This window comes from Caloramator proteoclasticus DSM 10124 (assembly GCF_900129265.1).
Taxonomy (GTDB): Bacteria; Bacillota; Clostridia; order Clostridiales; family Caloramatoraceae; genus Thermobrachium; species Thermobrachium proteoclasticum.
In genome coordinates, this window is record NZ_FQVG01000001.1 from 94,806 (window position 1) to 119,533 (window position 24,728).

Below are 24,728 nucleotides of genomic sequence, written 5' to 3' on the forward strand. Positions count from 1 at the left end.
ATGCATGAAATAGTTGCGGCAAAGTATGCTGAGGCACTTTTAGAAGAGGCAAAAATAACAGGAAATTTAAAGGAATGTGTTGAGGATCTTGATAATTTCTGCAAACTTCTAAAGGAAAATAGTCAGTTTTATGAGTTTTTAGTACATCCAGAGATAAAGGATGATGAGAAGATAAATATAATAAACAGTTCATTAAAGGGTAAAACACCAGATGAACTAATAAGAACAATAATTCTTCTTATAACCCACGATAGAATAGAGGATATATTCCTTGTTAATGAGGAGTTTAAATATAAGTATTATGAATATATAGGAGTAAAGTTTGCACTTGTAAAAACAGCCATAAAATTAAATGATGAAGAAATAGAAGCTTTGAGAAGTAAACTTAAGAGAAAGTATAATTGTGATATTGAGATAGAGAATATCGTTGATGAGTCCTTAATTGGAGGAGTATATCTTAAGGTATCAGATGAAACAATAGATGAGACAGTAAAGGGAAGGCTTGAGAGGATAAAGAAGCAACTTCTAAAGAAGGATGAGGTGATAATATGAGCATAAGACCTGATGAAATTACAAGAATATTAAAAAGGCAGCTTGAGGAATATGAAAACAAATTTGAAATAGAGGATACAGGCACGATAGTTCAAATTGGAGATGATATTGCAAGAATCTATGGTTTAAATAACTGTATGTCAGGAGAACTTTTAGAGTTTCCAAATGGAGTATATGGTATGGCACTAAATCTTGAAGAGTCAAATGTAGGTGCAGTTCTATTTGGAAATCAGCAGGGGATAAAAGAGGGAGATATAGTAAAAAGAACAGGAAAGGTAGTTGAAGTTCCTGTTGGAGAAGCTTTAATAGGAAGGGTAGTAAATGCATTGGGTGAACCAATAGATGGGAAAGGACCAATAAAGACAACAAAAACAAGACCAGTTGAGACACAAGCTCCAGGAGTTATAGAAAGAAAATCGGTAAAAGAGCCTATGCAGACAGGTATAAAGGCGATAGATTCAATGGTTCCAATAGGTAAAGGACAAAGAGAACTTATTATAGGAGATAGACAAACAGGTAAAACAGCAATTGCAATAGATGCGATTATAAACCAAAAGGGTAAGGACGTAATATGTATTTATGTTGCAATAGGACAAAAACAGTCAACAGTTGCCCATATAGTTAACACATTACAACAGGCAGGCGCAATGGACTATACAATAGTTGTATCAGCTTCTGCATCTGATACAGCACCACTACAATTTTTAGCTCCATATGCAGGTTGTGCTATGGGAGAAGAGTTTATGTACAATGGAAAACACGTTTTGATAATTTACGATGATTTATCAAAGCACGCGGTGGCATATAGAACTATGTCACTACTATTAAGAAGACCACCAGGACGTGAAGCTTATCCAGGGGATGTATTCTATTTACATTCAAGACTTTTAGAGAGGGCTGCAAAGCTTTCGGATGAATTAGGAGGAGGTTCTATGACTGCTCTTCCTATAATTGAAACCTTAGCAGGTGATGTTACTGCATATATTCCAACAAACGTAATTTCCATTACTGATGGACAGATATTCCTTGAAACAGACCTTTTCTTTGCAGGGGTAAGACCTGCTATAAACCCTGGTATATCAGTTTCACGTGTTGGAGGTTCTGCACAAATTAAAGCTATGAAGCAGGTTGCAGGTATGCTAAGAATTGAGCTTGCACAATATAGAGAGCTTGCAGCATTTGCACAGTTTGGTTCAGACCTTGATAAGGAATCAAGGGCACGAATTGAGAAGGGACAAAGACTTGTAGAAATCCTAAAGCAGGAGCAGTATTCACCTATGCCTGTTGAAGAACAGATAGCTATTTTATATGCAGCAATAAATAATTATTTAAATGATATTAAAGTTGAAGATGTTAGAAGATTTGAAAAGGAATATTTAGATTTTCTAAAAACTCATAAGAGAGAAGTTTTAAATGCAATTGTTGAGAAAAAGGAATTAACAGATGAAATTAAGAAGATGTTAGAGGATGCTATTAACGAATTTAAGGGTAATTTTAAATAATATACCCTTCTGGAGGTGTTTTTATGGCAGGAGGGCTAATTGACTTAAAAAGAAGAATAAAGTCAGTACAGAATACTCAAAAGATTACAAAGGCAATGGGGCTTGTTGCAACATCAAAATTTAAGAAGGTTAGAGCAAGGGCTGAAAAGAATGAGCCATATATAAATAAATTCAATGAAGTTATAAAAACATTAGCATTAAGTCAAGATGCAGAGTCAAGTATATATTTTAATAAAAATAAGGTTGATACGGATTTATATATAATTATAACTTCTGATTCGGGGCTATGTGGCAGCTATAATGCAAATGTTATAAAAAGAGCCCTAGAAGATATGGAGGGTAAAAAGGTTAAGCTATTAACTGTTGGGGAAAAGGCAAGAAGTTTTTTTGTAAGAAGGGGATATGATACTATTGCAGAGTATGTAGAGGTTGGCGATTATCCTGTTTATTGGGATGCTGTAGATATTATGAAACACGCAATAGACTCCTATAAAAATGGCGAGGTTAGAAGTGTAAAACTTATTTATACTAAGTTTTATTCGCCTGTTAAACAAGAGGTGGAGGTTTTAAAACTTCTTCCACTTGAAAAGCCAAAGGATAAGGTAAACAGGGAATTTGAGTTTGAACCAAGAGCCAGTAGGGTTTTAGATTATATTTTTCCAAAGTATCTTAACAATATGCTCTACTATGCTATTTTAACAAGTATTGCGAGTGAATATGCAATGAGGATGAATGCTATGGATAGTGCAACTAAGAATGCACAGGAGTTATTGAATAAGCTGCAAACAATGTATAATCGATTAAGACAGAGCAGCATAACTCAGGAGATAACAGAGATTGTAAGTGGTGCAGAAGCATTGAAGGAGTAGGAGGGATAGTGTGAGTAAGGGAAAGGTTGTACAGGTAATTGGACCTGTTGTTGATATAAGGTTTGAAGAAGGCCATTTACCAAGTATATATAATGCAATAAAAATAGATAACAATGGAAAAGAGCTTGTTGCAGAGGTTATGCAGCATATTGGAGATGATACGGTAAGAGCTATTGCTATGGATTCAACTGATGGACTTGTACGTGGTGCTATGGCAGAGGATACTAATGCACCTATATCAGTACCTGTTGGTGATAAGACATTGGGTAGATTATTTAATGTTTTAGGAAAGCCTATAGACAATTTAGGAGACGTAGAGGCAGAGGAATACTACTCAATTCATAGAACACCACCAAGTTTTGAAGAACAATCTGTTCAACCAGAGATGTTTGAAACAGGTATTAAGGTTATAGATCTTCTTGCACCATATCAAAAGGGTGGAAAGATTGGTCTATTTGGTGGTGCAGGAGTAGGAAAGACAGTTTTAATACAGGAGCTTATAAATAACATAGCAAAACAGCACGGAGGACTTTCTGTATTTACAGGAGTTGGAGAGAGAACAAGAGAAGGTAACGACCTTTATAATGAAATGAAGGAATCAAAGGTTATAGATAATACAGTTCTTGTGTTTGGACAGATGAATGAACCACCTGGAGCAAGAATGAGGGTTGCTCTAACAGGGCTTACAATGGCAGAATATTTTAGAGATAAAGGTCAAGATGTGCTTTTATTCATAGATAATATATTTAGATTTTCACAGGCAGGTTCAGAGGTTTCAGCATTGCTTGGAAGAATTCCATCAGCAGTTGGATATCAGCCTACTCTTGCAACAGAGATGGGTGCACTTCAGGAGAGAATTACATCTACAAAGCACGGTTCAATTACATCTGTTCAGGCAGTATATGTTCCTGCAGATGACTTAACAGACCCAGCACCTGCAACAACTTTTACACACCTTGATGCAACGACAGTTTTATCAAGGTCAATAGCAGAGCTTGGTATTTATCCAGCAGTTGACCCACTTGATTCAACATCAAGAATACTTGATCCAAGAATAGTTGGTGAGGAACACTATGAAACAGCACAGAGGGTAAAAAATATTCTTCAAAGATATAAGGAGCTTCAGGATATAATTGCAATACTTGGGATAGATGAACTGTCTGAGGAGGATAAGCTTGTTGTATCAAGGGCAAGAAAGGTTCAAAGATTTTTATCACAACCCTTCTCAGTAGCAGAACAATTTACAGGTATAAAAGGTAAATATGTACCTGTAAAGGAAACAGTAAGAGGATTTAAAGAGATACTTGATGGAAAATACGATAATATTCCAGAAGCAGCCTTCTTTATGGTTGGAACTATAGATGAGGTTGTTGAAAAGGCAAAGGCATTAGGATATGAGGTATAAGAGGTGATGTTATGGCTAAATTTAGCCTGGAGATTGTTACACCAGATAGAAGATTTTTTAAAGGAGAAGTAGATTCGTTAATTGTAAGTAGCCTTGTTGGGAAAATGCAGTTTCTTGCAAACCACACCCCCTATGTTGCCGCACTTTTACCTGATGTTATAAAGATTACACAAAATGGCTTTAATAAGTATGCTGTTATTGCAGGAGGTTTTATCGAATTTATAGATAATAAGGCAATAATAATGGCAGATGCAGCAGAGTGGCCGGAGGAAATAGATAGAGAAAGGGCAGAGGAAGAGCTTGATAGAGCAAGGAAAAAGCTTCAGGCAAAGGATGAAAATATTGATTATCTTAAGGCAAAATTAAAGCTTATGAAGGCAACGGCAAGATTGAAGGCAAGTGATATAATGAACAAAAAATAGAAAATTTGAATAAAACCACTTTTTCATGGACATACTCTTTTATAAAAAGGGGAGGGTGTTAAAATGAAAAAGTGGTTTTGTTTATTATTAGTTTTAATCATTCTGATTTTTTCATTTTGGAATTATCAAAATAAAATTTATTCAGACATTATTGATGCTTGTTATGAAGCAGGTGGTGAAACAATAAATATACAGTTAGAGGGAAGTAGTTTTCTATCAGGTTATAATGATAAATATTTGTTATCAAAAGAGCTAATCAGTGGTTTTGATGTCATATCCTATGATTATACACAAACAGAAGAAGAGTTTTTCCTTAATGCAATTATGTCAAGTGGCTATATTACAGTAAGATTAAGGGATGTAGAGAATAAAATTTATGCTTCCTTAACAGTTTCACAAAATGCACATAATGTGAATATAAATAATATTAAGCAGACTATTTTTATTAACTTTATAAAACATAGGGCAATTCCTAAGTTTTCAATACTGGTTGTAGGAAAATTTAGTGGTAAACTTACAAAAGCTGAGATGAAGGAAAAGGCAATTGAAATATTAAAGAGTAAAAGGGCTATTTTTGTAGATGGGATTGAAAATGAAAACTTAGTTAGCGTATCTGCTTTTTTACCAACTTTAGAGGAGAGAAAGAAGTGTGAAGATAGGTATATAAACTTAAACATAGCCTTAAGATATAGTGACTTAAATAAATGCACATATATATGGATTGGAAGTCCACTTATATTTGAAGAGTATTAATTTTTGGAGGAATATATGATGGAAAGGATTGTTGTAAAAGGAAATAACAAATTAAGAGGAACAGTAAAAATAAGTTCGGCAAAAAACTCGGTGCTCCCTATTATTGCTGCATCTATTTTATGCCACGAGAGATGTGTTATAGATGATGTACCAAATCTTGATGATGTTAAAGTAATGTGTAGTGTACTTGACTCTTTGGGTGTAAATATCAATATGGATATTAATAAAGGTATAATAGAAGTTAAGGATGGTTCTTTAAAAACATTAGAACCTCCCTATGAACTTGTAAAAAAGATGAGGGCATCTTTTTTAGTTTTAGGTCCAATACTATCAAAATATGGAAAAGCAAGAATTTCAATGCCAGGAGGATGTAATATTGGAAGTAGGCCTATAGATTTACATCTAAAGGGTTTTTCACTTCTTGGTGCAGATATAAATATTGGACACGGATATGTGGAGGCAGAGTGTAAAAAACTTAAGGGGAACAAAATCTATTTAGACTTTCCATCAGTTGGCGCAACAGAAAACATAATGATGGCAGCTGTTTTAGCAGAGGGAGAAACAGTAATTGAAAATGCAGCAGAGGAACCAGAGATAGTTGATCTTGCTAATTTTTTAAACAGAATGGGAGCAAATATTTTAGGAGCTGGAACTGACACAATAAGAATTCAGGGTGTGAAGGAATTAAAGGGGACAATCCATCAGCCTATACCAGACAGAATAGAAGCTGGAACCTATATGGTAGCAGCTGCAATTACAAGAAGTGATTTAATAATTGAAAATGTAATTGTAGAGCATATAAGACCTATTATAGCAAAGCTTGAGGAATGTGGAGTAAAGGTATTAGATGTTCCAGGAGGAGTTAGGGTTATAGGAACAGATAATCCTAAACCAGTTGATATTAAAACTTTACCTTACCCAGGATTCCCCACAGATGTGCAGGCACAATTTATGGCATATTTATGTACTGTTGAAGGAACATCAATTGTAACTGAAACAGTATTTGAAAATAGGTTTATGCACGTAACTGAACTTAAGAGAATGGGAGCAAATATAAAAATAGATGGTAGAAGTGCTGTTATTGAAGGAGTTAAAAAACTAACTGGAGCAGATGTTAGAGCAACAGATTTAAGAGCAGGAGCTTGTTTGATTTTAGCAGGACTTGTAGCAGATGGTGTGACAACAATTGGAGATATTCAACATTTAGATAGGGGCTATGTTGATATTGTAGGCAAGATGAAGTCTATAGGGGCAGAAATTGAAAGGGTGTAGGAAGGTGCCGTAATGGCACCTTTTGTTTTTTGGCATTGTACCCCCCATAAAGGATTTATCTGGCATTTGTTCATTTGAAAGAGCCCATTGAAATCTTTTATAGGGCTTTTTCATACTTTGGCTAACGAGTGTTTTTTTAACAATTTGAGGTGCCGTAATGGCACCTTTTGTTGTTTAGGAATAAATAGAAGAATAGTGAAATAAAATTGTAGTAGAACTTTACGAGGGGGGATTAAGTGAAAAGGGTAACAGGCTTTTTTTTATTTATTTTATTTTTAATGATAGGTATACCCCTAATCATTTCTGGAGGTGTTAGAGAGGATACAAAATTACCCTATTACATATCAAAGATTCAGCAATTTGTACCAGAACCGCTAAAAAAGCCACAGGTTGAGGACAAGCTAAAGGAGGAAAAAAGTGATAAATCAATAAAAATAAAGGTTTTTATTGAAGGACAGAACAAAATAGTTGAATTAGAGCTAGAGGACTACATAAGAGGTGTTGTAGCAGCAGAAATGCCTGCAGCCTTTGATATAGAGGCTCTAAAGGCACAAGCCATTGCAGCAAGAACCTTTGCCTTTGCCAATTTAATTCAAAATGGTGGTTCGGGCTGTGCAAAACATAGCGGTGCTGATGTATGTAGTACTGTTCACTGTCAAGCTTATGTTACAAAGGAGGAGAGATTTAGAAATTGGCCAGCCTCTATGGCAAATGAATATTGGAATAAATTAACGCAGGCAGTTTTAGAGACTAAAGGGATGGTAATAACATATAACAATGAGGTTGCAAGACATATAAAATATCATTCTACAAGCAATGGTAAGACTGAAAACAGCATATATGTTTTTGGATACCAAGAACCATACTTGGTGAGTGTTGAAAGTCCCTATGAGGAGGGAACACCAAGTTTTTCATCAAAGGTTGTTATGAAGAAGCAGGAGTTTATAAGAAGAATAAAAGAATTAAATCCTGATGTAAGTATTAGCAGTAATAATTTAGCAAAGCAAATAAAAATACTTGAATGGACAGAGGGAGATAGGGTTAAAACAATAAAAATAGGAAATAAAACATTTTCAGGAATAGACATAAGGTGGGCTATGGGTTTAAAGTCGGCTTCTTTTACTATAAATATTGACAGTAAAAATGTTACATTTAATGTAAAGGGCTATGGTCACGGGGTAGGGATGAGCCAGTGGGGAGCAAATGAAATGGCTAAAAGAGGTAAAAAATATGATGAGATACTAAAGCATTATTATAAGGGAATAGAAATTAAAAAAATTGATGAATTGGTGAATAAAAAACAGTAATTAAGAGCATCTTACTAAATGTAAGATGCTTTTTTATTCTTATGTATAAAATGTCACAAACTGGAGAAAATACTAATGGAGGTGTTGATAGTGGGAGAAAAAAACATTTTCAAAAAATCAAAATTCTTTAACAAAGACAGTTTCTATGTAATTTTATTTATCTGTCTTTGTATAGTAGCCGTAGCAGCAGTGTTTATTACAAGGAGCAACGAAAGGAATATATCTAATAAGTTAGGTGATTCAAAACTTACTGAAGAAAAGAAGATAACACAACCTAACAATGAACCAACACTAATCGAAGAAAAGACAAAGAACAAGACTGTTCCTGCTTCAAATTTACCAAAGCAAACAACAAGTAATAATCCTCAAAACAGCACTAATAATTCAACTTCAACAAAGAAATCACAGCAAAGTTCAGTAGTTTCCTTCAAACTTAACAAACCAATAGAGGGACAAATAGTAAAACCCTTTGATGATACTAAACCTCTATTTAATAAAACATTAAACCAATGGGAAACTCACGAAGGAATTGATATTGAAGCAGATTTAGGAACAGAAGTAAAGGCTGCTGCTGATGGAAAAGTTTTAAAGATATTTAAGGATGACAAGATAGTAAACACAATCAACAAAACAGGATTTGGTGTAACAGTTGTTGTTGATCACGGTAATGGATATCAAACAGTTTATTGTAATCTTGCTGAGGATTTAAAGGTTAAAGAGGGGCAAAAGGTTACTAAGGGTCAAGTTATAGGAGTTGTTGGAGATACTTCTGTTAGAGAATCCGTTGCAATTGAAGGAAGTCATCTACACTTTATGCTTCTAAAGAAAAATGGTAGTGAATATGTACCAGTAGATCCACAAAAATTTCTAAAGTAAATTAATGAAAAATAAGGTTGCAAACCTAAAGGTTTGCATCCTTATTTTAAAAAAAAATTATTATAAAATACTAAAATTTTACATATTATGATATAAGAGTATTTAAGGGAGGTACATGCCTTGAAGGACTATATAGAAGAGAGAGTTTTAGAAGTTGCAAAGTACATCATTGAATCTAAGGCAACAATAAGAAAAACCGCTAAGATGTTTGGGGTTAGTAAAAGCACCATCCATAAGGATATAACAGAAAGGTTGCCTAAAATTAATCCGCAAATTGCAAAGGAAGCAAAGGAAGTATTGGATTTAAATAAAGCCGAAAGGCATATTAGGGGAGGAAAAGCAACTAAGTTAAAATACAAATCTGCAGAAGCATAATGCACGCTCCCTATTTTCTTAACAAAAAATTTACTTTTAAAATAAAAGGAAAAAAGTAAAAAATGTAGAATAATTAATTGTTAAGTATAATTATGTAGGGAGTGTGTCAAATGGGATTTTTTACTGCAAATGACATTGGAATAGACTTAGGAACTGCCACAGTACTTGTATATGTAAAAGGGAAAGGAATAGTATTAAAGGAACCATCTGTAGTTGCTATAGAGAAAATGAGTAATAAAATTTTAGCTGTTGGTGAAGATGCCAAAAGTATGATTGGTAGAACCCCAGGTAATATAGTGGCAAAGAGACCACTAAGAGAAGGTGTAATTTCTGACTATGATGTAACAGAAAAGATGTTAAGTCATTTTATAAAGAAGGCTTATAATAAAAGAGGATGGGGCAAGCCAAGAGTAGTGGTATGTATTCCCTGTGAGGCGACAGAGGTTGAAAAAAGAGCAGTTAAAGACGCTGCATTGAATGCAGGTGCAAGAAAAGTTTATTTAATAGAAGAACCTATAGCAGCAGCAATTGGTGCAGGATTAGATATATCAAAACCAAGTGGTACAATGGTGGTAGATATTGGGGGAGGAACCACAGACGTTGCAGTTATATCCCTTGGAGGGATGGTAGTTAGGTCTTCGGTAAAGGTTGCTGGAGACAAATTTGATGAGGCAATTATTAGATATATAAGAAAGAAATATAAGTTGATGATTGGAGAAAGAACAGCAGAAGAATTAAAGATTAATATCGGATGTGCATTTAAGAGAGAAGAAGATGTTTCTATGGAAATAAGAGGAAGAGATTTAATTTCAGGTCTTCCCAAAAATATAGTTGTAAGTTCTGAAGAGATAAGAGAAGCACTTGCTGAGCCTGTACACGAAATTGCAGAATGTGTTCATTCAGTTCTTGAAAAAACTCCTCCAGAACTTGCAGCAGATATAAGTGATAAAGGCATACTTATGACAGGAGGAGGTTCACTTCTTTGGGGACTTGATAAATTCATAGAAGATAGGACTAACGTGCCTGTTAAGGTAGCAGAGGATGCAGTATCCTGTGTAGCACTTGGAACAGGGAAAGCATTAGATTTTATAGAAAAGCTTGAAGAGGTTAAAATATCAAACTATTAAAAGCACGCATAACTGCGTGCTTCAGATTGTTGGCAAACTTAATTGTTAGCAAAAATCTGAAAAAGCCCCATGATAGGATTTCAATAGGCTCTTTCATAAGCTTAGAATTACTTAGCGAAATGAATCGATGCCCAAGAAATCCTTCATGGGGCTAATCATTGTTTTAAAGTGACTCCTTTGCTGCCTTTATAAAGGCATCTGTTATTACTTTTGCCATCTGCATAACAAATCCGAGTCTTGTAGAATTAAAGGCAAATATATCCGAATTATCCGTTGTATCTACAACTCCAATTATAGAGATATCTCCAACTTTTGGTAACTTTTTACCAACGCCCTTTCCAGGTGATACAGGCCCTAACTTAACTTGAATATCCCCAACAAAATCAGAATATCCAAGGCAAGCATCTACTGCAATAACAAAATGATGTTTATAATATTGATTAATAAAGTTAATCTTTGTTTCTAAGTTTACTGCGTGGGCAGGATCCTCAAGTGTCCCAATTACAGGCAGATTGAAATTTTTGTCGGTGAGTAAAGTTCCAACTAATGGACCTAAGGAGTCTCCAATACATTTATCAGTACCAATACACAGAATAATAGTATTTTTACGTATAAATTTTTTAAGATATTCCGAAAGCTTATCAACAGCATCTTTATCTTTAAAATGTACCTTCATTCCTATTAAATCATCTCTATTAGGCACATCCTCCACCCCCTTATTTAATATATACACATATATAAAGGTAAATTATTACTAAAATGAATATAAAAAAAATTAAGGGGGAAAATATAATATGAGGAGGGGTGTTATGAAAAGAATATATAGTTACCTTGTAATTATTATAACTATAATAACACTGTATACAATGTTTACAATCAAACCCAATGAAGTTGAGACTTTAGTTAATGAAACAATTGAGGAAAAAGTTTATGATGTTCAAGATGAGAACACAGGCTATATATTTGATGATTTTAATCGGGGTATTAATATAAAGCTTGAAGAAAATAAAACTAAAGATAAAGAAGAGAAAAAAACAAATAAGCAAAGTTTAAATAATATAGAAAAATTAAAATACATATATGATACTTATATAGCGAGTGAATATTACAACATAGACAGCATAGCTGAAACAACACAAGTAGCAACATACGATGTTATGTCTATGGAAAATAAAATAAGCCTTGATGATAAGGCTTATATTTTTTCATTAATAAAATACTTGAAACCTTCTGATATTTTAATATTAAATGACATAATAAAGGATGGGGTTACAGAAAAGGAAGCCGATTATATATTTAAAATTTTAAAGGATAGGCTTCCTAAGGAAAAATATGAAGAGTTAATAGGTATAGTTTATAAATATAGCAATTAATCCTTTTTGCAAATTTTGCTTATTTTTTCTTTATCCCATATATTAAGTTGATCTATATTTGTAATCGCATTCAGTATATTATCCTTTACAAAGGGTATATCGTGTTCAATTTGTTTTATTAAATCCTTCATATATTGTCTCTTTGTTTCCCCATTTGCAGGGCAGGGATTTTTAACAACAGGAATATTATATTTATTACAAGCTCCTATTATTTCCTTTTCATACACATAAACAAAAGGCCTTATTAAATATAAATCCTTCCTTGATAAATAGGTTACAGGAGAAAAGGTATTAAGTCTTGCTTCATAAAAAAGTGATAATAAAAAGGTTTCAATGGCATCGTTAAGATGATGACCAAGAGCAACCTTATTACATCCAAGTTCTTTAGCAGTATCGTGCAGTATTCCTCTTCTCATATTAGCACAAAGAGAACAAGGATTTTTTTCTTTCCTAACATCAAATAATATTTCACCTATTTGAGTTGGTACTATTTTAAATTCAATATCAAGCTCCTTAAAATATTCTATTAAAGGTTCAGGGGTATATTCTTTAAAACCCATATCAATTGTTATAGCTACAATATCGAATTTTTCATTAGAGAATCTTTGATACATCTTTAATGCTTTAAGAAGCAGATTGCTATCCTTACCACCTGATACACCAACAGCAATTTTATCGCCATCTTGAATCATATTGAAATCTGTTGCAGCCCTTCGTAGCTTTCCAAGTATTTGTTTCATTTTATCCCACCTTTTAATTACGATTATTTATAGATAAATTTACAATAAATATTGTTGATTGACAAGGGGGAAGCTGTAGGATAAAGTATAGAGCAATGCATAGAAATTAAATAGTATCAAAGAAATTTCTTAAGCAGATAATTTATAAGAAATCTATTGATGCTAAATATAAAATAATGAGTTATTTAAAGAATATAAAAGTATTTTAAAGAAATATGAATATAATCTTAAAAAACAGGGAATATTATATTTGAAAAAAGTTTTTGGCTCTTATATAATAACACTTGTCGCGAGGGACGAATGAAAAAAGCGACGAAAAAGATGAGTAAAAACGTGGGCGCGTAGCTCAGCTGGGAGAGCATCTGCCTTACAAGCAGAGGGTCACAGGTTCGAGCCCTGTCGTGCCCACCACATAAGATGCCGGCTTAGCTCAATTGGCAGAGCAACTGACTTGTAATCAGTAGGTTGTAGGTTCGATTCCTATAGCCGGCTCCATAAGTGGGGCGATTCCCGAGTGGCCAAAGGGGGCAGACTGTAAATCTGTTGGCGCAGCCTTCGGTGGTTCGAATCCACCTCGCCCCACCAATAAATTAAAAATAAAATATTAATATATGGGCGCGTAGCTCAGCTGGCAGAGCAACTGACTTACAAGCAGAAGGTCACAGGTTCGAGCCCTATAGCCGGCTCCATATATGGGACGGTTCCCGAGTGGCCAAAGGGGGCAGACTGTAAATCTGTTGGCGCAGCCTTCGGTGGTTCGAATCCACCCCGTCCCACCAAAGAGACGCATATGCGTCTCTTTTTTAGTAGTAAATACATCTTTTATAGGTGGAGGCTTTAGTGGTCAATACTCAAATTTAAGCAAGTTTTTCCTAAACTAAAAGGGTTAATTTGCCTCTAAAATATCACCATGTGGTTTATTGTAACTTAGTTTTTTTTCTATATAACTATTTTATAAGATAATCGACATTCATTACCCAATTATAGAAGTAGGCAACTTCTGTGCTTATTAGTTAAATATAAATAAAAAGTGGTGATTATAGTGAAAAAAATAAAAAAATGGGCAGAAAATTTGTTAAAGCAACTTGAACTATTGTATAAGATATATACATATCCTAAAACACCTTGGTATGCAAAAATATCAATTGGAATAGTTATAGCTTATGCTTTAAGTCCTATAGATTTAATACCAGATTTCATACCTATTTTAGGTTATTTAGATGACCTATTGATTTTACCCTTAGGAATATATCTGTCATTAAAGTTAGTACCTGACTATGTTATAGAAGAATGCAGAGAAATAGAGGTTGACTTAAGCAAATTTAAGGGTAAAAAAATAGTTTCAGCTTTGTTAATTTCAGCCATATGGCTATTACTTATATATTTATTGATTAGAAGGTTATTTAGATAAGATAAGTCCTGCAAATATTTTAATTAAATAAAATTATAAATAATATTATTGACATACATATTTTATTGTGATAATATTACTCAAGATGTTTAAATTGAATACAGGAAACTCTTATCAAGAGAGGTGGAGGGACTGGCCCGATGAAGCCCGGCAACCGGTGCATAAGCACAATGGTGCCAATTCCTGCAGAATTTAAATTCTGGCAGATGAGAGTCTTATGGATATAAGCCTCTTCGTCAGAAGGGGTTTTTATTATGCATTGAAAATTATAAACGGTTTAAATAATATAGTTTATAATTTTCATATCATTAAAAACAAAAGATTGAGAAATACTAAATTTAGTCTCAAAATCCTTCAATTAAAGTGTAAACAATTTTATTTATATATTAAAAGGAGGTAGAAAGATGGCAAGAAGATTATTTACATCAGAATCAGTTACTGAAGGACATCCAGATAAGATTTGTGATCAAATTTCAGATGCGATACTTGATGCTATATTAGCTGAAGACCCAGAGGCAAGAGTAGCTTGTGAGACAGCAGTAACAACAGGTATGGTACTTGTTATGGGGGAAATATCAACAAAATGTTATGTTGATATTCCAAAGGTTGTTAGAAGAACAATCGAAGAAATAGGATATACAAGAGCAAAATATGGATTTGACTGTGATACTTGTGCAGTTATAACTTCAATAGATGAGCAATCATCAGATATTGCAATGGGTGTTGACAAGGCACTTGAAGCAAAGAAGGGTGAAGAAAACGAATTTGCAACTACAGGTGCTGGAGACCAAGGTATGATGTTTGGTTTTGCTTGTACTGAAACACCAGAATATATGCCACTTCCAATAGCAATGGCACATAGACTATCAAGAAGACTTGCTGAAGTTAGAAAAAATGGAACACTTGACTATCTAAGACCAGATGGAAAGACTCAAGTAACTGTTGAATATGAAGATGATAAGCCAGTTAGAATAGATACAATAGTTATATCAACTCAACACAGCCCAGAAGTTACAAGAGAACAAATAGAAAGAGATATGATTGAACACGTTATAAGAAAGGTTGTTCCAGCAAACCTTCTTGATGAAAATACTAAATATTACATAAACCCAACAGGAAGATTCGTAATAGGTGGACCACACGGAGACTCAGGTCTAACAGGAAGAAAGATTATAGTTGATACATACGGTGGATATGGCCGTCACGGTGGTGGTGCCTTCTCAGGAAAGGATCCAACTAAGGTTGACCGTTCAGCAGCTTATGCAGCAAGATGGGTTGCAAAGAACCTTGTAGCAGCTGGTGTAGCAGAAAAGCTTGAAGTTGAAGTTGCATATGCTATAGGTGTAGCAAAGCCAGTTTCAATAACTGTTGATACATTTGGAACAGGAAAGTTACCAGATGAAAAGATAATTGAAATAATCAACAAGGTATTTGATCTAAGACCAGCAGCAATAATTAAGCATCTTGATTTAAGAAGACCAATCTACAGACAAGTTGCAGCTTATGGTCACTTTGGTAGAACAGATTTAGATTTACCTTGGGAAAGACTAAACAAGGTAGATGAAATAAAGAAGCTTATAGCTGAAATGTAATAAGTTAAGTTCTATGCAATATGGAAATGTTGCATAGAACTTTTTATTTTAGATTTTTGTCAAAATTATATTTTAAAGTGGTGTAAAAATATTCCCTATTCACAATTTATATAAGTGAAAGGGGGAATTAAAAATGGCAGTAAAAGATTTTAAACAATCATCAACATTACTTATGAAATTTAATATGGGAGTTGACGCAAGAGGAAACGACATAATAAAGGTGGTTAATTTAAGGAAGGTAAAACCTCAAGCAGACCATCAGGCAGTATTTGAAACAGCACAATCTATCTCTACATTGGTTGATGGAAATCTTATTGAAGTTTTAAGACAAGAAGTTCTTGAATTAGTAAATGAATAATGGGGGTGTAGATTATGGCAAAGTCACTTGTTATGGTATTTCAAAATGAAGCAGGTAAGAATGTTTCACTTTCAATTCCAAATGTAAGGGAAAACATAACAGAACAGGAAGTAAAGACAGTTATGCAGGATATTATAAGCAAGAACATATTTACATCAACAGGTGGAAACTTAATAACAATAATGTCTGCACAGGTAGTAAATAGAGAAGTAGAAGAGCTTGCAGTAAGATAATGTTTGGCACTTCATTAGTTGGATGAATGAATAGGCTAAATTTAGCCCCATAATGGATTTTAGGCTGTGACAATAAATATTAAATGAAAAAGTCCCAAACCTTTAATTATAGTTTCTTTAGAGATAATGTTTTATATGTTGTTTTAAAAGTACTATGGACTTTTTCAATATAGGTTTCATAAATACTTAAAGTTTATGAAACGGCCTCAAAATCCATATATGGGGCTTTTGTAAAAATATAAAATAAGTGTTTGTTATGTATTGATTTCAATAAGTTGTAGGTATAATTTATATAAATAATGGAGGGATATTATGGAGGAATTATTTAATCAAATAGCCAATTTTGGCTTTCCGATTGTATTATCAATTTATCTTTTAGTTAGATTGGAAAATAAATTGGAAAAACTAACAGAGAGCATAAATGAACTTTCTAAAAACATATCAAATATTTGTAAATTTTAAAAAAACAGGGTTTTGACATCGAACATATGTTCGATTATAATTGTATATATAACATTTTATATTTACAAAGGGGAGGAGTTTGATGTTAGTTTGCATTAAGCCAGAATACAAAGAGGGTGTTGGGGATTGTACTATACTTATTTATGAGAGAGATGAAGTAGTTCTAAAAAAGAATATAAGATATGGCCTAAGACAAGTTGCAAAACAATATAACCAGGATATAAGGGAGCTAAAATATAAATGTAATAGGATAACAAATTTAGGTAAGTTAACCCCTATAGCACTATCATCTGACACAATATTAGTGCCAATTAAAGTTAGAACTCCAAGGGTTCACAGGGATGGAGGTTACGGATATATAAACTTGTTTTTTATTGAACAAGTTTATGAAAATTTCATATTATTAAATAATGGGAGTAAAATATTTTTTGTAGAAAATAGAAGAAGTATTATAAAAAGAATAAATGTTGCCAAGAATTTAAGTAGTACAATACTTAAAATAGAATATAGCAACATTGTTACAATTTTAAATGAGGTCTTGAAACTTAACGATAAATTAGAGACAATAATACTAAAAAGATAAATTTAGTAGGAGAGAGTTGGATGATAGATATAGAAGGTGTAGTTGAAAATATTGTTTTTAAGAATGAAGAAAATGGTTATACAGTTGCTAAAATAAGGCATAACAAGGATTTGGTTTCAGTTGTTGGTCATATTCCATTTATAAATATAGGGCAAAGAGTAAAGGTACAGGGTGAATGGGTATTTCACCCTAACTTTGGACAACAGATTAAGGTGCATTACTGTGAGGAAGTAAAGCCGTCAACAATAGAGGGGATAGAAAGATATTTAGCCTCAGGCCTTATAAAGGGAATAGGACCTGCTACAGCTAAAAAAATAGTTGAACGTTTTGGCAAAGATTCACTTGATATAATAGAAATGAATCCTGATAAACTTACTGAGGTGGAGGGAATAGGTCCTAAAAAAGCAGAAAAAATAGCAGAATCCTTTAAGGAACAGAGACAGCTTAAGGAGGTAATGGTTTTTCTTCAGAGCTATGGTATAACTGCTGGGCTTGGGATAAAGATTTTTAAACGATATGGAGAAGAAACTAATGCAGTTTTAAAATCTAATCCCTATAGGCTGTGTGACGAAGTTTCTGGTGTTGGTTTTAAAACAGCAGATAGGATAGCCGTTAATTTAGGATACGATATGATGTCGGAGGAGAGGGTTAAGGCAGGAATTAAATATATTCTTTCTCAATGTATTGCAAATGGCCACGTTTATTTACCAAAGGAGGAACTCGTTAAAGAGTGCGTTAAGATTTTAAATGTTCCAGATGAAATAATAAGGGAACAGATAATAATGCTCAACTTAAATAAAGAAATTTATATAGAAAATGTGGATAATGATGAAGCAGTATATTTAAGATATTATTATCTATCAGAGCTTTATGTAGCAAGAAAATTAATAGAGCTTTCGTTTCAAAATTATAATCAGGATTTTGATGAAATAGAGGAAGAAATAAAAGAATACGAAAATGAAAATGGAATAGAGTTAGCAAAAGAGCAGAGGGAGGCTATTGAAAAGGCAGTTAAAAATGGTGTTTGTGTTATTACAGGTGGACCTGGCACAGGGAAAACAACAATAATAAAGTGTATAATTAAACTATTTGAGAAAAGAGGTTTAAGTGTAGTTTTAGCAGCACCTACAGGAAGAGCGGCAAAGAGAATAACTGAAACAACAGGATATGAAGCAAAGACTATACATAGACTACTCGAGATGGAATATATGCCGGAGAATGAAATACCAATATTTACAAAGGATGAAGAAAGTCCAATTGAAGCACATGCAATCATAATCGATGAGGCTTCTATGATAGATATACTGCTTATGAACAGCCTTTTAAAGGCAGTAGCGAAGGGTACAAGGCTTATAATAGTTGGTGATGTTGATCAGCTTCCATCAGTTGGTGCAGGCAATGTGCTAAGGGATATAATTGAAAGTGGAAGTATATGTGTTGCAAAGCTTAACAAAATATTTAGACAGCAGGACAAAAGTCTAATAACTATTAATGCACATAAAATAAATAATGGAGAGATGCCAATTTTAAATGAAAAGGATAAGGATTTCTTTTTTATCGAATTAGATGGGACACAGAGTTTAAATGATGAGCTTGTAAAGCTTGTATCTGAAAGATTACCAGGGTTTAAAAAGGATATTGACCCTGTTAAAGATATTCAAATATTATCTCCAATGAGAAAGGGAGATGCGGGTGTTAACAACCTTAATATAAGTATGCAGTCTGTTTTAAACCCACCAGCAAAGTTTAAAACAGAAAAGAGTTTTAGGGAATTTGTTTTTAGAAGATTTGATAAGGTTATGCAGATTAAAAACAACTACAATATAGAATGGGAAAGTGTAGTCACAGGGGAAAAGGGAAGAGGAGTATTTAATGGAGACATAGGATATATAGAGGATATTGATTTAGAAAATCAGCAAATAATAGTTATGTTTGATGATAGAAAAGTTGAATATGACTTTTCAAATCTTGAAGAACTTGAGCTTGCCTATGCAATTACAATTCACAAAAGTCAAGGAAGTGAATTTAAGGTAGTAGTTATACCTGTATGCTTTGGGCCACCAATGCTTATGACAAGAAATTTAATTTATACAGGTGTAACGCGTGCAAAGGAGCTTGTTGTCCTTATAGGAAACAGAGCCGCACTAAAATATATGATAAAAAATAATACAATAACAAAGAGGTATTCAGGGCTAAGATGTAGAATAATTAATTATTTAAAGGCAATATCCTGATAAAAGGGAGTGTTCTGTGTGGAGGTATATTTATATAAGGCAAGGGGTAAGGGCGGAAGCATATATGATATTACATTAAATCCTCAGATAGATTTTGAAGTTTTAAGGAAGATTAGGGGAATAACCAATATAGAGATTTTAACGGATAAAATAGATTTATGTGTTGCTGAAGAGATAATAAATCAAATTTACAGTGGGAACTTTATTGGAAGATTTATATCTCTTCAGGAGTATTATCTAAATAAAATATTAAAGAGTTATGGTATAAAGAAGGAGAGTAGATTTATTACAAGCGGTAAGCCTATTCCCAAGGTTGAGGATTTAGAGAGGATAGAGGAATATATAAAGGGAAAGATAATTTCCTTTAGATATTTAATGGAATTAGATGAAATAAAAAATATGGATTATGAATTAGTTATAGATGTAATACAGACTCTGTATTGTGAGAGAAGAATTAAATATACAAAGGCTGTAAAAACCATTAAAAATAAAGAAGTATGTTTTTTGTGTGAAAAGGAAAAATGCGATGTTTGTAATTTTGAACATATTGAGGATGATATACTTCTCTATGCTGCTGACAACTATAATAATTTAAAGCCGCCCCATATTGAACCTATAATAAATAGGAGTTCTATAGCAACAGTTAATACATTGAAGGAAGTAACAGAATTTATAAAGTCTAAAAGGGAAAAAAGTATGCTTCTTTCATCGCCAAAGGCATTTAGCATTGATGTTTTAATAGAGGCAGTTTATGAAGTGTTAAAGGTAGGAGGAAGAGTTCTATATATTACTTCTCCTAAATTTATAAACGAAGCAAAACAGGAGTTTCAAAGTAAAATAAATGGTGCAAGGGTAGAGATAGTTCTTGGGAGAAAGGCAAAACTTGTTGACTGCGAGATAATTGTAACATCGTATACAGATTACCCCTGCTTTTATAAGTCCTTTGATTTAGTTATATTTGATAAAAGGCTGATATTTTTAGATTTAACGAGCCTTCAGGATGAAATTTTCAAAAAAGCAAAAAAAGAGAGAGGTAAGTTTTTGAAAATATCGGTTTCACTAAATGAGGAAGATAAAAAGGAATATAAAGATTTGATTTATATGCCTGTCGATGGAATTAAAAAACCTATGCCTGAACCTATGAATATAATCTCCAGATATTTAGATGGGACAGAGGATTTTATGCCTCAAATGGCAATAGATTTTATACTTTTTACAATAAGCAAGAAAAACAACTTGATTATTTTTGTGCCAGATGAAGGTTATATCCAGAAGGTTTATTATATTTTATCTCAGACTTTAAATATTGATACAGATTTGATAGAGTATTCAACTCATAAAGATAAGGATGGACTATTTAGATTTATGAAAAAAGAGGGCAGCATATTGATTTCCTCTGATGCAGCTGATGCATATTTAAGCTATGAAAATACAAATGTAATCATTATGTATAGTGACAATAGGGCATATACATTAGAGGCAATAATATATATGTGTCAAATTCCTATGAATTTTCAAGGAAAGAAAATAGGAGAGGTATATTTTGTGTCATGTCAGGAAACAGAAAATATGCAGATAGCAAAATCAACAATAAGAATATTAAACAAGGTTGCGTGGGAAAAGGGATATTTGAAAAAATAGTATTTTTGCTAAATTGCCTGTTAGAGGTTATATTTCAACAGCCATATTTTTGTATTATTTGTGGTAGAGAACTTGCCTATGAAGAAGTATATATTTGTGATGGATGTCAAGATAGTTTTGAAAGAGTAACGGATATAGTAAAAATAGATGGACAAGATGATATTTTTTTAGATGAGTGTATAGCACTTTATGAGTTTAAAGGTAATGTAAGGGATATTGTACACGATTTGAAATATAGGGGGAAAAAAGATTTATCTAATGTTATTGCCTATCTAATTAATAAAAATATAAACTTAGATGCGGATTTAATTACGTGGGTTCCGCAGTCTAAAAGAACATATAGGAATAGAGGATATAATCAATCAGAGGAGATTGCAAAGTATCTATCCTATTATACGAATATTAAATGTGAAGAATTACTTATTAGGGTTAAAGAAACTCAATCTCAAGTATTGCTAAATGGCATAGATAGATGGTATAATGTATGGGATGCTTTTAGTGCAGAGAGGAATTTAAAGGGATTAAAAGTTTTAATTGTAGATGATGTCGTAACTACAGGAGCAACACTAAATTATTGTGCAAAGGCATTAAAACAAAAGGGTGCATATGTAGTTAATGCCATATGTTTTGCAAAGAGTTGTTAATTAGGTTGTATCAGCTGGGTCTGTGGTTGAAAGTCGATGCTAGCCGCAGGCGAAACGACCCACGTAAGTCAGACAAAAGTCTGATGAGCATGGTGCGGTTTAGAAGTAAGTCCTGCCGAAGTAAAACTTCGAGAGGGGGATTAGTGAGAGGCATACACCTTAAGCAAAACCTCCAGCAGGCGAGTGTGGGGGCAAAGACCAGGTCAGCCAGTTGATACAGCCTTTTTATATTTTTTAAAAAAGTCTTCTAAGGGTGGAAGACTTTTTTTGTTTTAACTTTATAATTAAAAAATAATTTTTGGTTAAAATAAGATTAACAAATTTGTTTTATAATATATTGCTTATGTTCGATTAAAATTGTAAGAAAATTAGTTATCAACAACTTGTACAAAAATAAAAGTCTTAAAAATAAAGTTATGCACAGACTTTTACACATTATCCACAGGTATTTATCCAAAGTTTCCACACTCGAACAAATATATTTTGTGTAGTAAAAGTACAAAAAATACATAAAATAAATATAAAACGTAATTAGAATGCTCAAAATGGTTAAAAAATTTTGAAAAGGGAACTTGAACTAATTTGATAAAAATATTACAATATAATAAACAAATTCCCTTATAACATAAGGAAAGGGGTAGATTCTATGAAGTATATAATGACAGGTAAAAATGTTGCATTAACTGATGCCCTAAAGGCAACAGTAGAAAGGAAGCTTGGAAAATTAGAAAGGTATTTTTCAGGAGATGTAGAGGCACATATAACATTAAGTGTTCAAAAGACAAAACAAATAATTGAAGTTACAATACCCTTCAATGGAATGATTCTAAGAGCAGAAGAATCAACTAATGATATGTATTCATCCATAGATAATGTAGTTGAGAAGCTTGAAAAGCAAATAATTAAACATAAAACAAAACTTGAAAAACAAATTAGAGAAGGTGCTATAAAGTTTGCAGAAGTTCCAAAATATGATTTTGATGAGGATGATGTTAATATAAAGAAGATAAAGAGATTTTCATTAAAGCCAATGAATGTTGAAGAGGCAGTTTTACAGATGGAACTTTTAGGACACGATTTTTTTGTATTTAAGAATGCAGAGACTGATGATGTGAACGTTGTTTATAAGAGAAACGATGGAGGATATGGATTAATAGAACCAGAATTTTAAGAAGGGGCCGTTAGGCCCTTTTAGTTTGTTGAAAAAGTTATATATTGATTAGCCCCATGAAGGATTTCTTGGGCATTCGTTCATTTCGCTAATCAATTCTAAGCTTTTCTTTGTTTGGAAAAGTCCTACCCTCGCGATGCCATCGTCCTGATGGCCGCTCGGCTCGGCACGTCCTGTGCCGAATTACGGACTTTTCCAAAGTCGAAAAGCTAAGAATTGCTAAAGCTCACGAAAGAGCCCATTGAAATCCATTCATGGGGCTTTTTCAAAATTTAGCTAACAAGTAGTTTTGTCAACAATCTCAAGGGGCCGTTAGGCCCCTTCTTCTCTTGGTATCTTATTTTGTATATTTTCAATTAACTCACTTATATAAAGTTTTGCCTCTGATAAACTCATTGCAGTTAAATCAAATGTCGAAGATAAGTTTTTACTAAGTCCCGCTTGAAGGTCAGAAATTATTAGAAGTGAATTTTCTTTTGTTGTTCCCATACGTTTTCTAAAATCCGAGTATTTTGATATATATCTTTGGTAATCGCCTGTTTTACATTCTATCCATATAGGAACATCTTTAACTATAAACAGCATATCAACTTCAAAGTTATCGCCATTTGGTAGTTCCAACTGGCAGTTTTGAACAAAGGAAAAGTCATTAATTCCCTTTGTATGAAGCTCACTAATTACAATGTTTAAAATGTAGTTTTCAAGCCATCCACCTGTAAAGAAGTTTATTACCCTACCTACTCTTTGTGGTGCTCCTGTTATAATTCTACTTGATTTTTTATAGGAATAGTTTGATAAAAATGCGTTTTTATAAAGAAGGCTACAAAACTGAGTACAGTAGGTTATAACCTCTTGAGGTTTGTTCTGCATATTAAAAAAGAAACTATTTCCATTTGATAAAGAGGGTTTTATGACAGCATATAATTCCCTAAGATATTCGTATCTATTCCCAAGATAATTAGAGAGCTTCATAAAAATATCATCATCAACGTCGGTTTTATAATTTTTTATCATCATTTTTCGCGACATAATATAATTAATAGCAGCATTTTGATTGTTTAACTCAATGGTATCATTTTGAGTTTCTGAAACACCTATGTGATTTAATTTTTCAATTTTAATTAAATTTTTCTTTAAATTACTCCCCCCATCAATTTTTAAATTTAAAAGTCTAATTTCTTCCCTAAGAAGTTTAACTTCTTCTATTAGTTGATGAAGAAGCATTTCATCCAAAACAACACCCCCCAACATTTGTTATTTAATATATATTCTATGTTTATTTTACAATTCCTTCTTTTAGGTAAAAAAAATACCCACATTAAGTGGGTAGGGGGAGTGGTGTATTGGGGGTTTCAAATTTCGTCAAATATCTACATATCTTTACTTTAATTTTAGTCTTTTAGGCTAATTTTGTCAACTAAATTTTTCTAATTTTTTTATTTAACTAAAAAGCAACAGAAGTGGCCCACTTCTATAAGTGGGTGATGAATGTTGTTTGACACATTCTTCCTTTATGATATAATCAGTATTATAGGAAGGAGGTTATGTAATATAATGGATTTAGACAATAATAATCACTCAGTATTCTTGTTGTATTATCATCTTGTTTTGGTAACTAAATATAGAAGAAAAGTTATTGATGATAATATATCGAATAGACTAAAAGAAATATTTGAAAAGATACAGGATAATTATAATATCACATTACAAGAATGGAACCATAATAAAGACCATATCCATATATTATTCAAAGCACATCCTAATACAGAGTTGTCTAAGTTTATAAATGCATATAAAAGTGCTTCATCAAGATTGATAAAGAAAGA

At 32.9% G+C, this 24,728-nt stretch carries 26 protein-coding genes, 4 tRNA genes and 1 riboswitch; of the genes, 27 read left to right on the forward strand and 3 right to left on the reverse strand.

The window, feature by feature from the left end; all coding sequences use genetic code 11:
- From atpH to mreB, 11 genes are all read left to right on the forward strand, one after another.
- Complete coding sequence (gene atpH, locus BUB63_RS00480; RefSeq protein WP_073247596.1) at window positions 1–552, forward strand: ATP synthase F1 subunit delta; 552 nt, start codon at window positions 1–3, stop codon at window positions 550–552.
- Window positions 549–2,054: a F0F1 ATP synthase subunit alpha gene (atpA, locus tag BUB63_RS00485; protein ID WP_027307896.1), complete on the forward strand. Its 1,506-nt coding sequence runs from the start codon at window positions 549–551 to the stop codon at window positions 2,052–2,054. The genes atpH and atpA overlap by 4 nt, the downstream gene beginning before the upstream one ends.
- A gap of 23 nt (window positions 2,055–2,077) precedes the next feature.
- Complete coding sequence (gene atpG, locus BUB63_RS00490; RefSeq protein WP_027307895.1) at window positions 2,078–2,923, forward strand: ATP synthase F1 subunit gamma; 846 nt, start codon at window positions 2,078–2,080, stop codon at window positions 2,921–2,923.
- Window positions 2,924–2,933: 10 nt separating this feature from the next.
- Window positions 2,934–4,328 carry a F0F1 ATP synthase subunit beta gene (gene atpD / locus BUB63_RS00495; RefSeq protein WP_027307894.1) on the forward strand — a complete coding sequence of 465 codons (1,395 nt, stop codon included), beginning with the start codon at window positions 2,934–2,936 and terminating at the stop codon, window positions 4,326–4,328.
- Between the two features lie 11 nt (window positions 4,329–4,339).
- The gene (gene atpC / locus BUB63_RS00500) at window positions 4,340–4,750 is read left to right on the forward strand and encodes an ATP synthase F1 subunit epsilon (RefSeq protein WP_073247597.1); all 411 of its coding nucleotides are present in this window, start codon (window positions 4,340–4,342) and stop codon (window positions 4,748–4,750) included.
- 63 nt (window positions 4,751–4,813) lie between these two features.
- Entirely contained in the window at window positions 4,814–5,503 is a 690-nt protein-coding gene (locus BUB63_RS00505) for a YwmB family TATA-box binding protein (RefSeq protein ID WP_073247598.1), read from the forward strand.
- 18 nt (window positions 5,504–5,521) lie between these two features.
- The gene (gene murA, locus BUB63_RS00510; protein WP_200790109.1) at window positions 5,522–6,775 is read left to right on the forward strand and encodes a UDP-N-acetylglucosamine 1-carboxyvinyltransferase; all 1,254 of its coding nucleotides are present in this window, start codon (window positions 5,522–5,524) and stop codon (window positions 6,773–6,775) included.
- 236 nt (window positions 6,776–7,011) lie between these two features.
- The gene (spoIID, locus tag BUB63_RS00515) at window positions 7,012–8,082 is read left to right on the forward strand and encodes a stage II sporulation protein D (RefSeq protein ID WP_027307890.1); all 1,071 of its coding nucleotides are present in this window, start codon (window positions 7,012–7,014) and stop codon (window positions 8,080–8,082) included.
- Window positions 8,083–8,172: 90 nt separating this feature from the next.
- Window positions 8,173–8,958, forward strand: coding sequence for a M23 family metallopeptidase (locus tag BUB63_RS00520; RefSeq protein WP_073247600.1), 786 nt, complete (start codon window positions 8,173–8,175; stop codon window positions 8,956–8,958).
- Window positions 8,959–9,078: 120 nt separating this feature from the next.
- Window positions 9,079–9,333 (forward strand): sporulation transcriptional regulator SpoIIID, encoded by a 255-nt coding sequence (spoIIID, locus tag BUB63_RS00525; RefSeq protein WP_027307888.1) that lies wholly within the window; start codon window positions 9,079–9,081, stop codon window positions 9,331–9,333.
- Window positions 9,334–9,443: 110 nt separating this feature from the next.
- Entirely contained in the window at window positions 9,444–10,460 is a 1,017-nt protein-coding gene (mreB, locus tag BUB63_RS00530) for a rod shape-determining protein (RefSeq protein ID WP_027307887.1), read from the forward strand.
- Window positions 10,461–10,623: 163 nt separating this feature from the next.
- Here the strand turns inward: mreB and yyaC are convergent, their stop codons facing one another.
- On the reverse strand, window positions 10,624–11,163 hold the full coding sequence (gene yyaC, locus BUB63_RS00535) for a spore protease YyaC (protein WP_027307886.1): 540 nt from the start codon (window positions 11,161–11,163) through the stop codon (window positions 10,624–10,626).
- A gap of 106 nt (window positions 11,164–11,269) precedes the next feature.
- Between yyaC and BUB63_RS00540 the strand changes: the two genes are divergently transcribed.
- The gene (locus BUB63_RS00540) at window positions 11,270–11,833 is read left to right on the forward strand and encodes a hypothetical protein (RefSeq protein ID WP_143290220.1); all 564 of its coding nucleotides are present in this window, start codon (window positions 11,270–11,272) and stop codon (window positions 11,831–11,833) included.
- On the opposite strand, the gene BUB63_RS00545 is transcribed toward BUB63_RS00540, so the two are convergent.
- Window positions 11,830–12,573 (reverse strand): PP-loop family protein, encoded by a 744-nt coding sequence (locus tag BUB63_RS00545; protein WP_027307884.1) that lies wholly within the window; start codon window positions 12,571–12,573, stop codon window positions 11,830–11,832. The two genes, BUB63_RS00540 and BUB63_RS00545, sit on opposite strands and share 4 nt — an antisense overlap.
- A gap of 335 nt (window positions 12,574–12,908) precedes the next feature.
- On the opposite strand from BUB63_RS00545, the gene BUB63_RS00550 reads away from it, so the two are divergent.
- From BUB63_RS00550 to hpf, 14 genes are all read left to right on the forward strand, one after another.
- Window positions 12,909–12,984, forward strand: a tRNA-Val gene (locus tag BUB63_RS00550).
- Window positions 12,985–12,992: 8 nt separating this feature from the next.
- Window positions 12,993–13,068: transfer RNA gene (locus BUB63_RS00555), tRNA-Thr, on the forward strand.
- A 5-nt stretch (window positions 13,069–13,073) separates the two neighbouring features.
- Window positions 13,074–13,158, forward strand: a tRNA-Tyr gene (locus BUB63_RS00560).
- A 109-nt stretch (window positions 13,159–13,267) separates the two neighbouring features.
- A tRNA-Tyr gene (locus BUB63_RS00565) sits at window positions 13,268–13,352 on the forward strand.
- 263 nt (window positions 13,353–13,615) lie between these two features.
- Window positions 13,616–13,984, forward strand: a complete 369-nt coding sequence (locus BUB63_RS00570; RefSeq protein ID WP_027307883.1) for a YkvA family protein — start codon at window positions 13,616–13,618, stop codon at window positions 13,982–13,984.
- Window positions 13,985–14,092: 108 nt separating this feature from the next.
- A riboswitch (SAM riboswitch) is annotated at window positions 14,093–14,197 on the forward strand.
- Window positions 14,198–14,388: 191 nt separating this feature from the next.
- Window positions 14,389–15,576 (forward strand): methionine adenosyltransferase, encoded by a 1,188-nt coding sequence (gene metK, locus BUB63_RS00575; RefSeq protein WP_027307882.1) that lies wholly within the window; start codon window positions 14,389–14,391, stop codon window positions 15,574–15,576.
- Between the two features lie 133 nt (window positions 15,577–15,709).
- Window positions 15,710–15,934: a DUF1659 domain-containing protein gene (locus BUB63_RS00580; RefSeq protein ID WP_027307881.1), complete on the forward strand. Its 225-nt coding sequence runs from the start codon at window positions 15,710–15,712 to the stop codon at window positions 15,932–15,934.
- Between the two features lie 14 nt (window positions 15,935–15,948).
- Complete coding sequence (locus BUB63_RS00585; RefSeq protein ID WP_027307880.1) at window positions 15,949–16,167, forward strand: DUF2922 domain-containing protein; 219 nt, start codon at window positions 15,949–15,951, stop codon at window positions 16,165–16,167.
- 312 nt (window positions 16,168–16,479) lie between these two features.
- The gene (locus BUB63_RS00590) at window positions 16,480–16,629 is read left to right on the forward strand and encodes a YvrJ family protein (RefSeq protein WP_073247601.1); all 150 of its coding nucleotides are present in this window, start codon (window positions 16,480–16,482) and stop codon (window positions 16,627–16,629) included.
- Between the two features lie 82 nt (window positions 16,630–16,711).
- A complete protein-coding gene (locus BUB63_RS00595) occupies window positions 16,712–17,212 on the forward strand; it encodes a hypothetical protein (protein WP_027307879.1) in 501 nt (166 codons plus the stop codon).
- 20 nt (window positions 17,213–17,232) lie between these two features.
- The gene (gene recD2, locus BUB63_RS00600) at window positions 17,233–19,446 is read left to right on the forward strand and encodes an SF1B family DNA helicase RecD2 (protein ID WP_073247602.1); all 2,214 of its coding nucleotides are present in this window, start codon (window positions 17,233–17,235) and stop codon (window positions 19,444–19,446) included.
- 18 nt (window positions 19,447–19,464) lie between these two features.
- Complete coding sequence (locus BUB63_RS00605; protein WP_027307877.1) at window positions 19,465–21,087, forward strand: hypothetical protein; 1,623 nt, start codon at window positions 19,465–19,467, stop codon at window positions 21,085–21,087.
- A gap of 5 nt (window positions 21,088–21,092) precedes the next feature.
- Window positions 21,093–21,731 carry a ComF family protein gene (locus BUB63_RS00610; protein WP_159431438.1) on the forward strand — a complete coding sequence of 213 codons (639 nt, stop codon included), beginning with the start codon at window positions 21,093–21,095 and terminating at the stop codon, window positions 21,729–21,731.
- A gap of 646 nt (window positions 21,732–22,377) precedes the next feature.
- Window positions 22,378–22,902 (forward strand): ribosome hibernation-promoting factor, HPF/YfiA family, encoded by a 525-nt coding sequence (hpf, locus tag BUB63_RS00615; protein WP_027307875.1) that lies wholly within the window; start codon window positions 22,378–22,380, stop codon window positions 22,900–22,902.
- A 312-nt stretch (window positions 22,903–23,214) separates the two neighbouring features.
- Here hpf and BUB63_RS00620 read toward each other — a convergent pair whose 3' ends face one another.
- A complete protein-coding gene (locus BUB63_RS00620) occupies window positions 23,215–24,135 on the reverse strand; it encodes a hypothetical protein (protein ID WP_073247604.1) in 921 nt (306 codons plus the stop codon).
- Between the two features lie 321 nt (window positions 24,136–24,456).
- Here BUB63_RS00620 and tnpA point away from each other — a divergent pair.
- Window positions 24,457–24,728: IS200/IS605 family transposase (tnpA, locus tag BUB63_RS00625; RefSeq protein WP_073247605.1), on the forward strand; the 272-nt coding region annotated here is incomplete at its 3' end.

What these genes read in the sequence shown, in the direction of transcription:
- atpH (WP_073247596.1), top strand. Translation starts at nt 1, where the DNA reads ATGCATGAAATAGTTGCGGCAAAGTATGCTGAGGCACTTTTAGAAGAG.
- atpA (WP_027307896.1), top strand. Translation starts at nt 549, where the DNA reads ATGAGCATAAGACCTGATGAAATTACAAGAATATTAAAAAGGCAGCTT.
- atpG (WP_027307895.1), top strand. Translation starts at nt 2,078, where the DNA reads ATGGCAGGAGGGCTAATTGACTTAAAAAGAAGAATAAAGTCAGTACAG.
- atpC (WP_073247597.1), top strand. Translation starts at nt 4,340, where the DNA reads ATGGCTAAATTTAGCCTGGAGATTGTTACACCAGATAGAAGATTTTTT.
- BUB63_RS00505 (WP_073247598.1), top strand. Translation starts at nt 4,814, where the DNA reads ATGAAAAAGTGGTTTTGTTTATTATTAGTTTTAATCATTCTGATTTTT.
- murA (WP_200790109.1), top strand. Translation starts at nt 5,522, where the DNA reads ATGGAAAGGATTGTTGTAAAAGGAAATAACAAATTAAGAGGAACAGTA.
- mreB (WP_027307887.1), top strand. Translation starts at nt 9,444, where the DNA reads ATGGGATTTTTTACTGCAAATGACATTGGAATAGACTTAGGAACTGCC.
- BUB63_RS00540 (WP_143290220.1), top strand. Translation starts at nt 11,270, where the DNA reads ATGAAAAGAATATATAGTTACCTTGTAATTATTATAACTATAATAACA.
- BUB63_RS00545 (WP_027307884.1), bottom strand. Translation starts at nt 12,573, where the DNA reads ATGAAACAAATACTTGGAAAGCTACGAAGGGCTGCAACAGATTTCAAT.
- metK (WP_027307882.1), top strand. Translation starts at nt 14,389, where the DNA reads ATGGCAAGAAGATTATTTACATCAGAATCAGTTACTGAAGGACATCCA.
- BUB63_RS00580 (WP_027307881.1), top strand. Translation starts at nt 15,710, where the DNA reads ATGGCAGTAAAAGATTTTAAACAATCATCAACATTACTTATGAAATTT.
- BUB63_RS00585 (WP_027307880.1), top strand. Translation starts at nt 15,949, where the DNA reads ATGGCAAAGTCACTTGTTATGGTATTTCAAAATGAAGCAGGTAAGAAT.
- BUB63_RS00590 (WP_073247601.1), top strand. Translation starts at nt 16,480, where the DNA reads ATGGAGGAATTATTTAATCAAATAGCCAATTTTGGCTTTCCGATTGTA.
- BUB63_RS00595 (WP_027307879.1), top strand. Translation starts at nt 16,712, where the DNA reads ATGTTAGTTTGCATTAAGCCAGAATACAAAGAGGGTGTTGGGGATTGT.
- recD2 (WP_073247602.1), top strand. Translation starts at nt 17,233, where the DNA reads ATGATAGATATAGAAGGTGTAGTTGAAAATATTGTTTTTAAGAATGAA.
- hpf (WP_027307875.1), top strand. Translation starts at nt 22,378, where the DNA reads ATGAAGTATATAATGACAGGTAAAAATGTTGCATTAACTGATGCCCTA.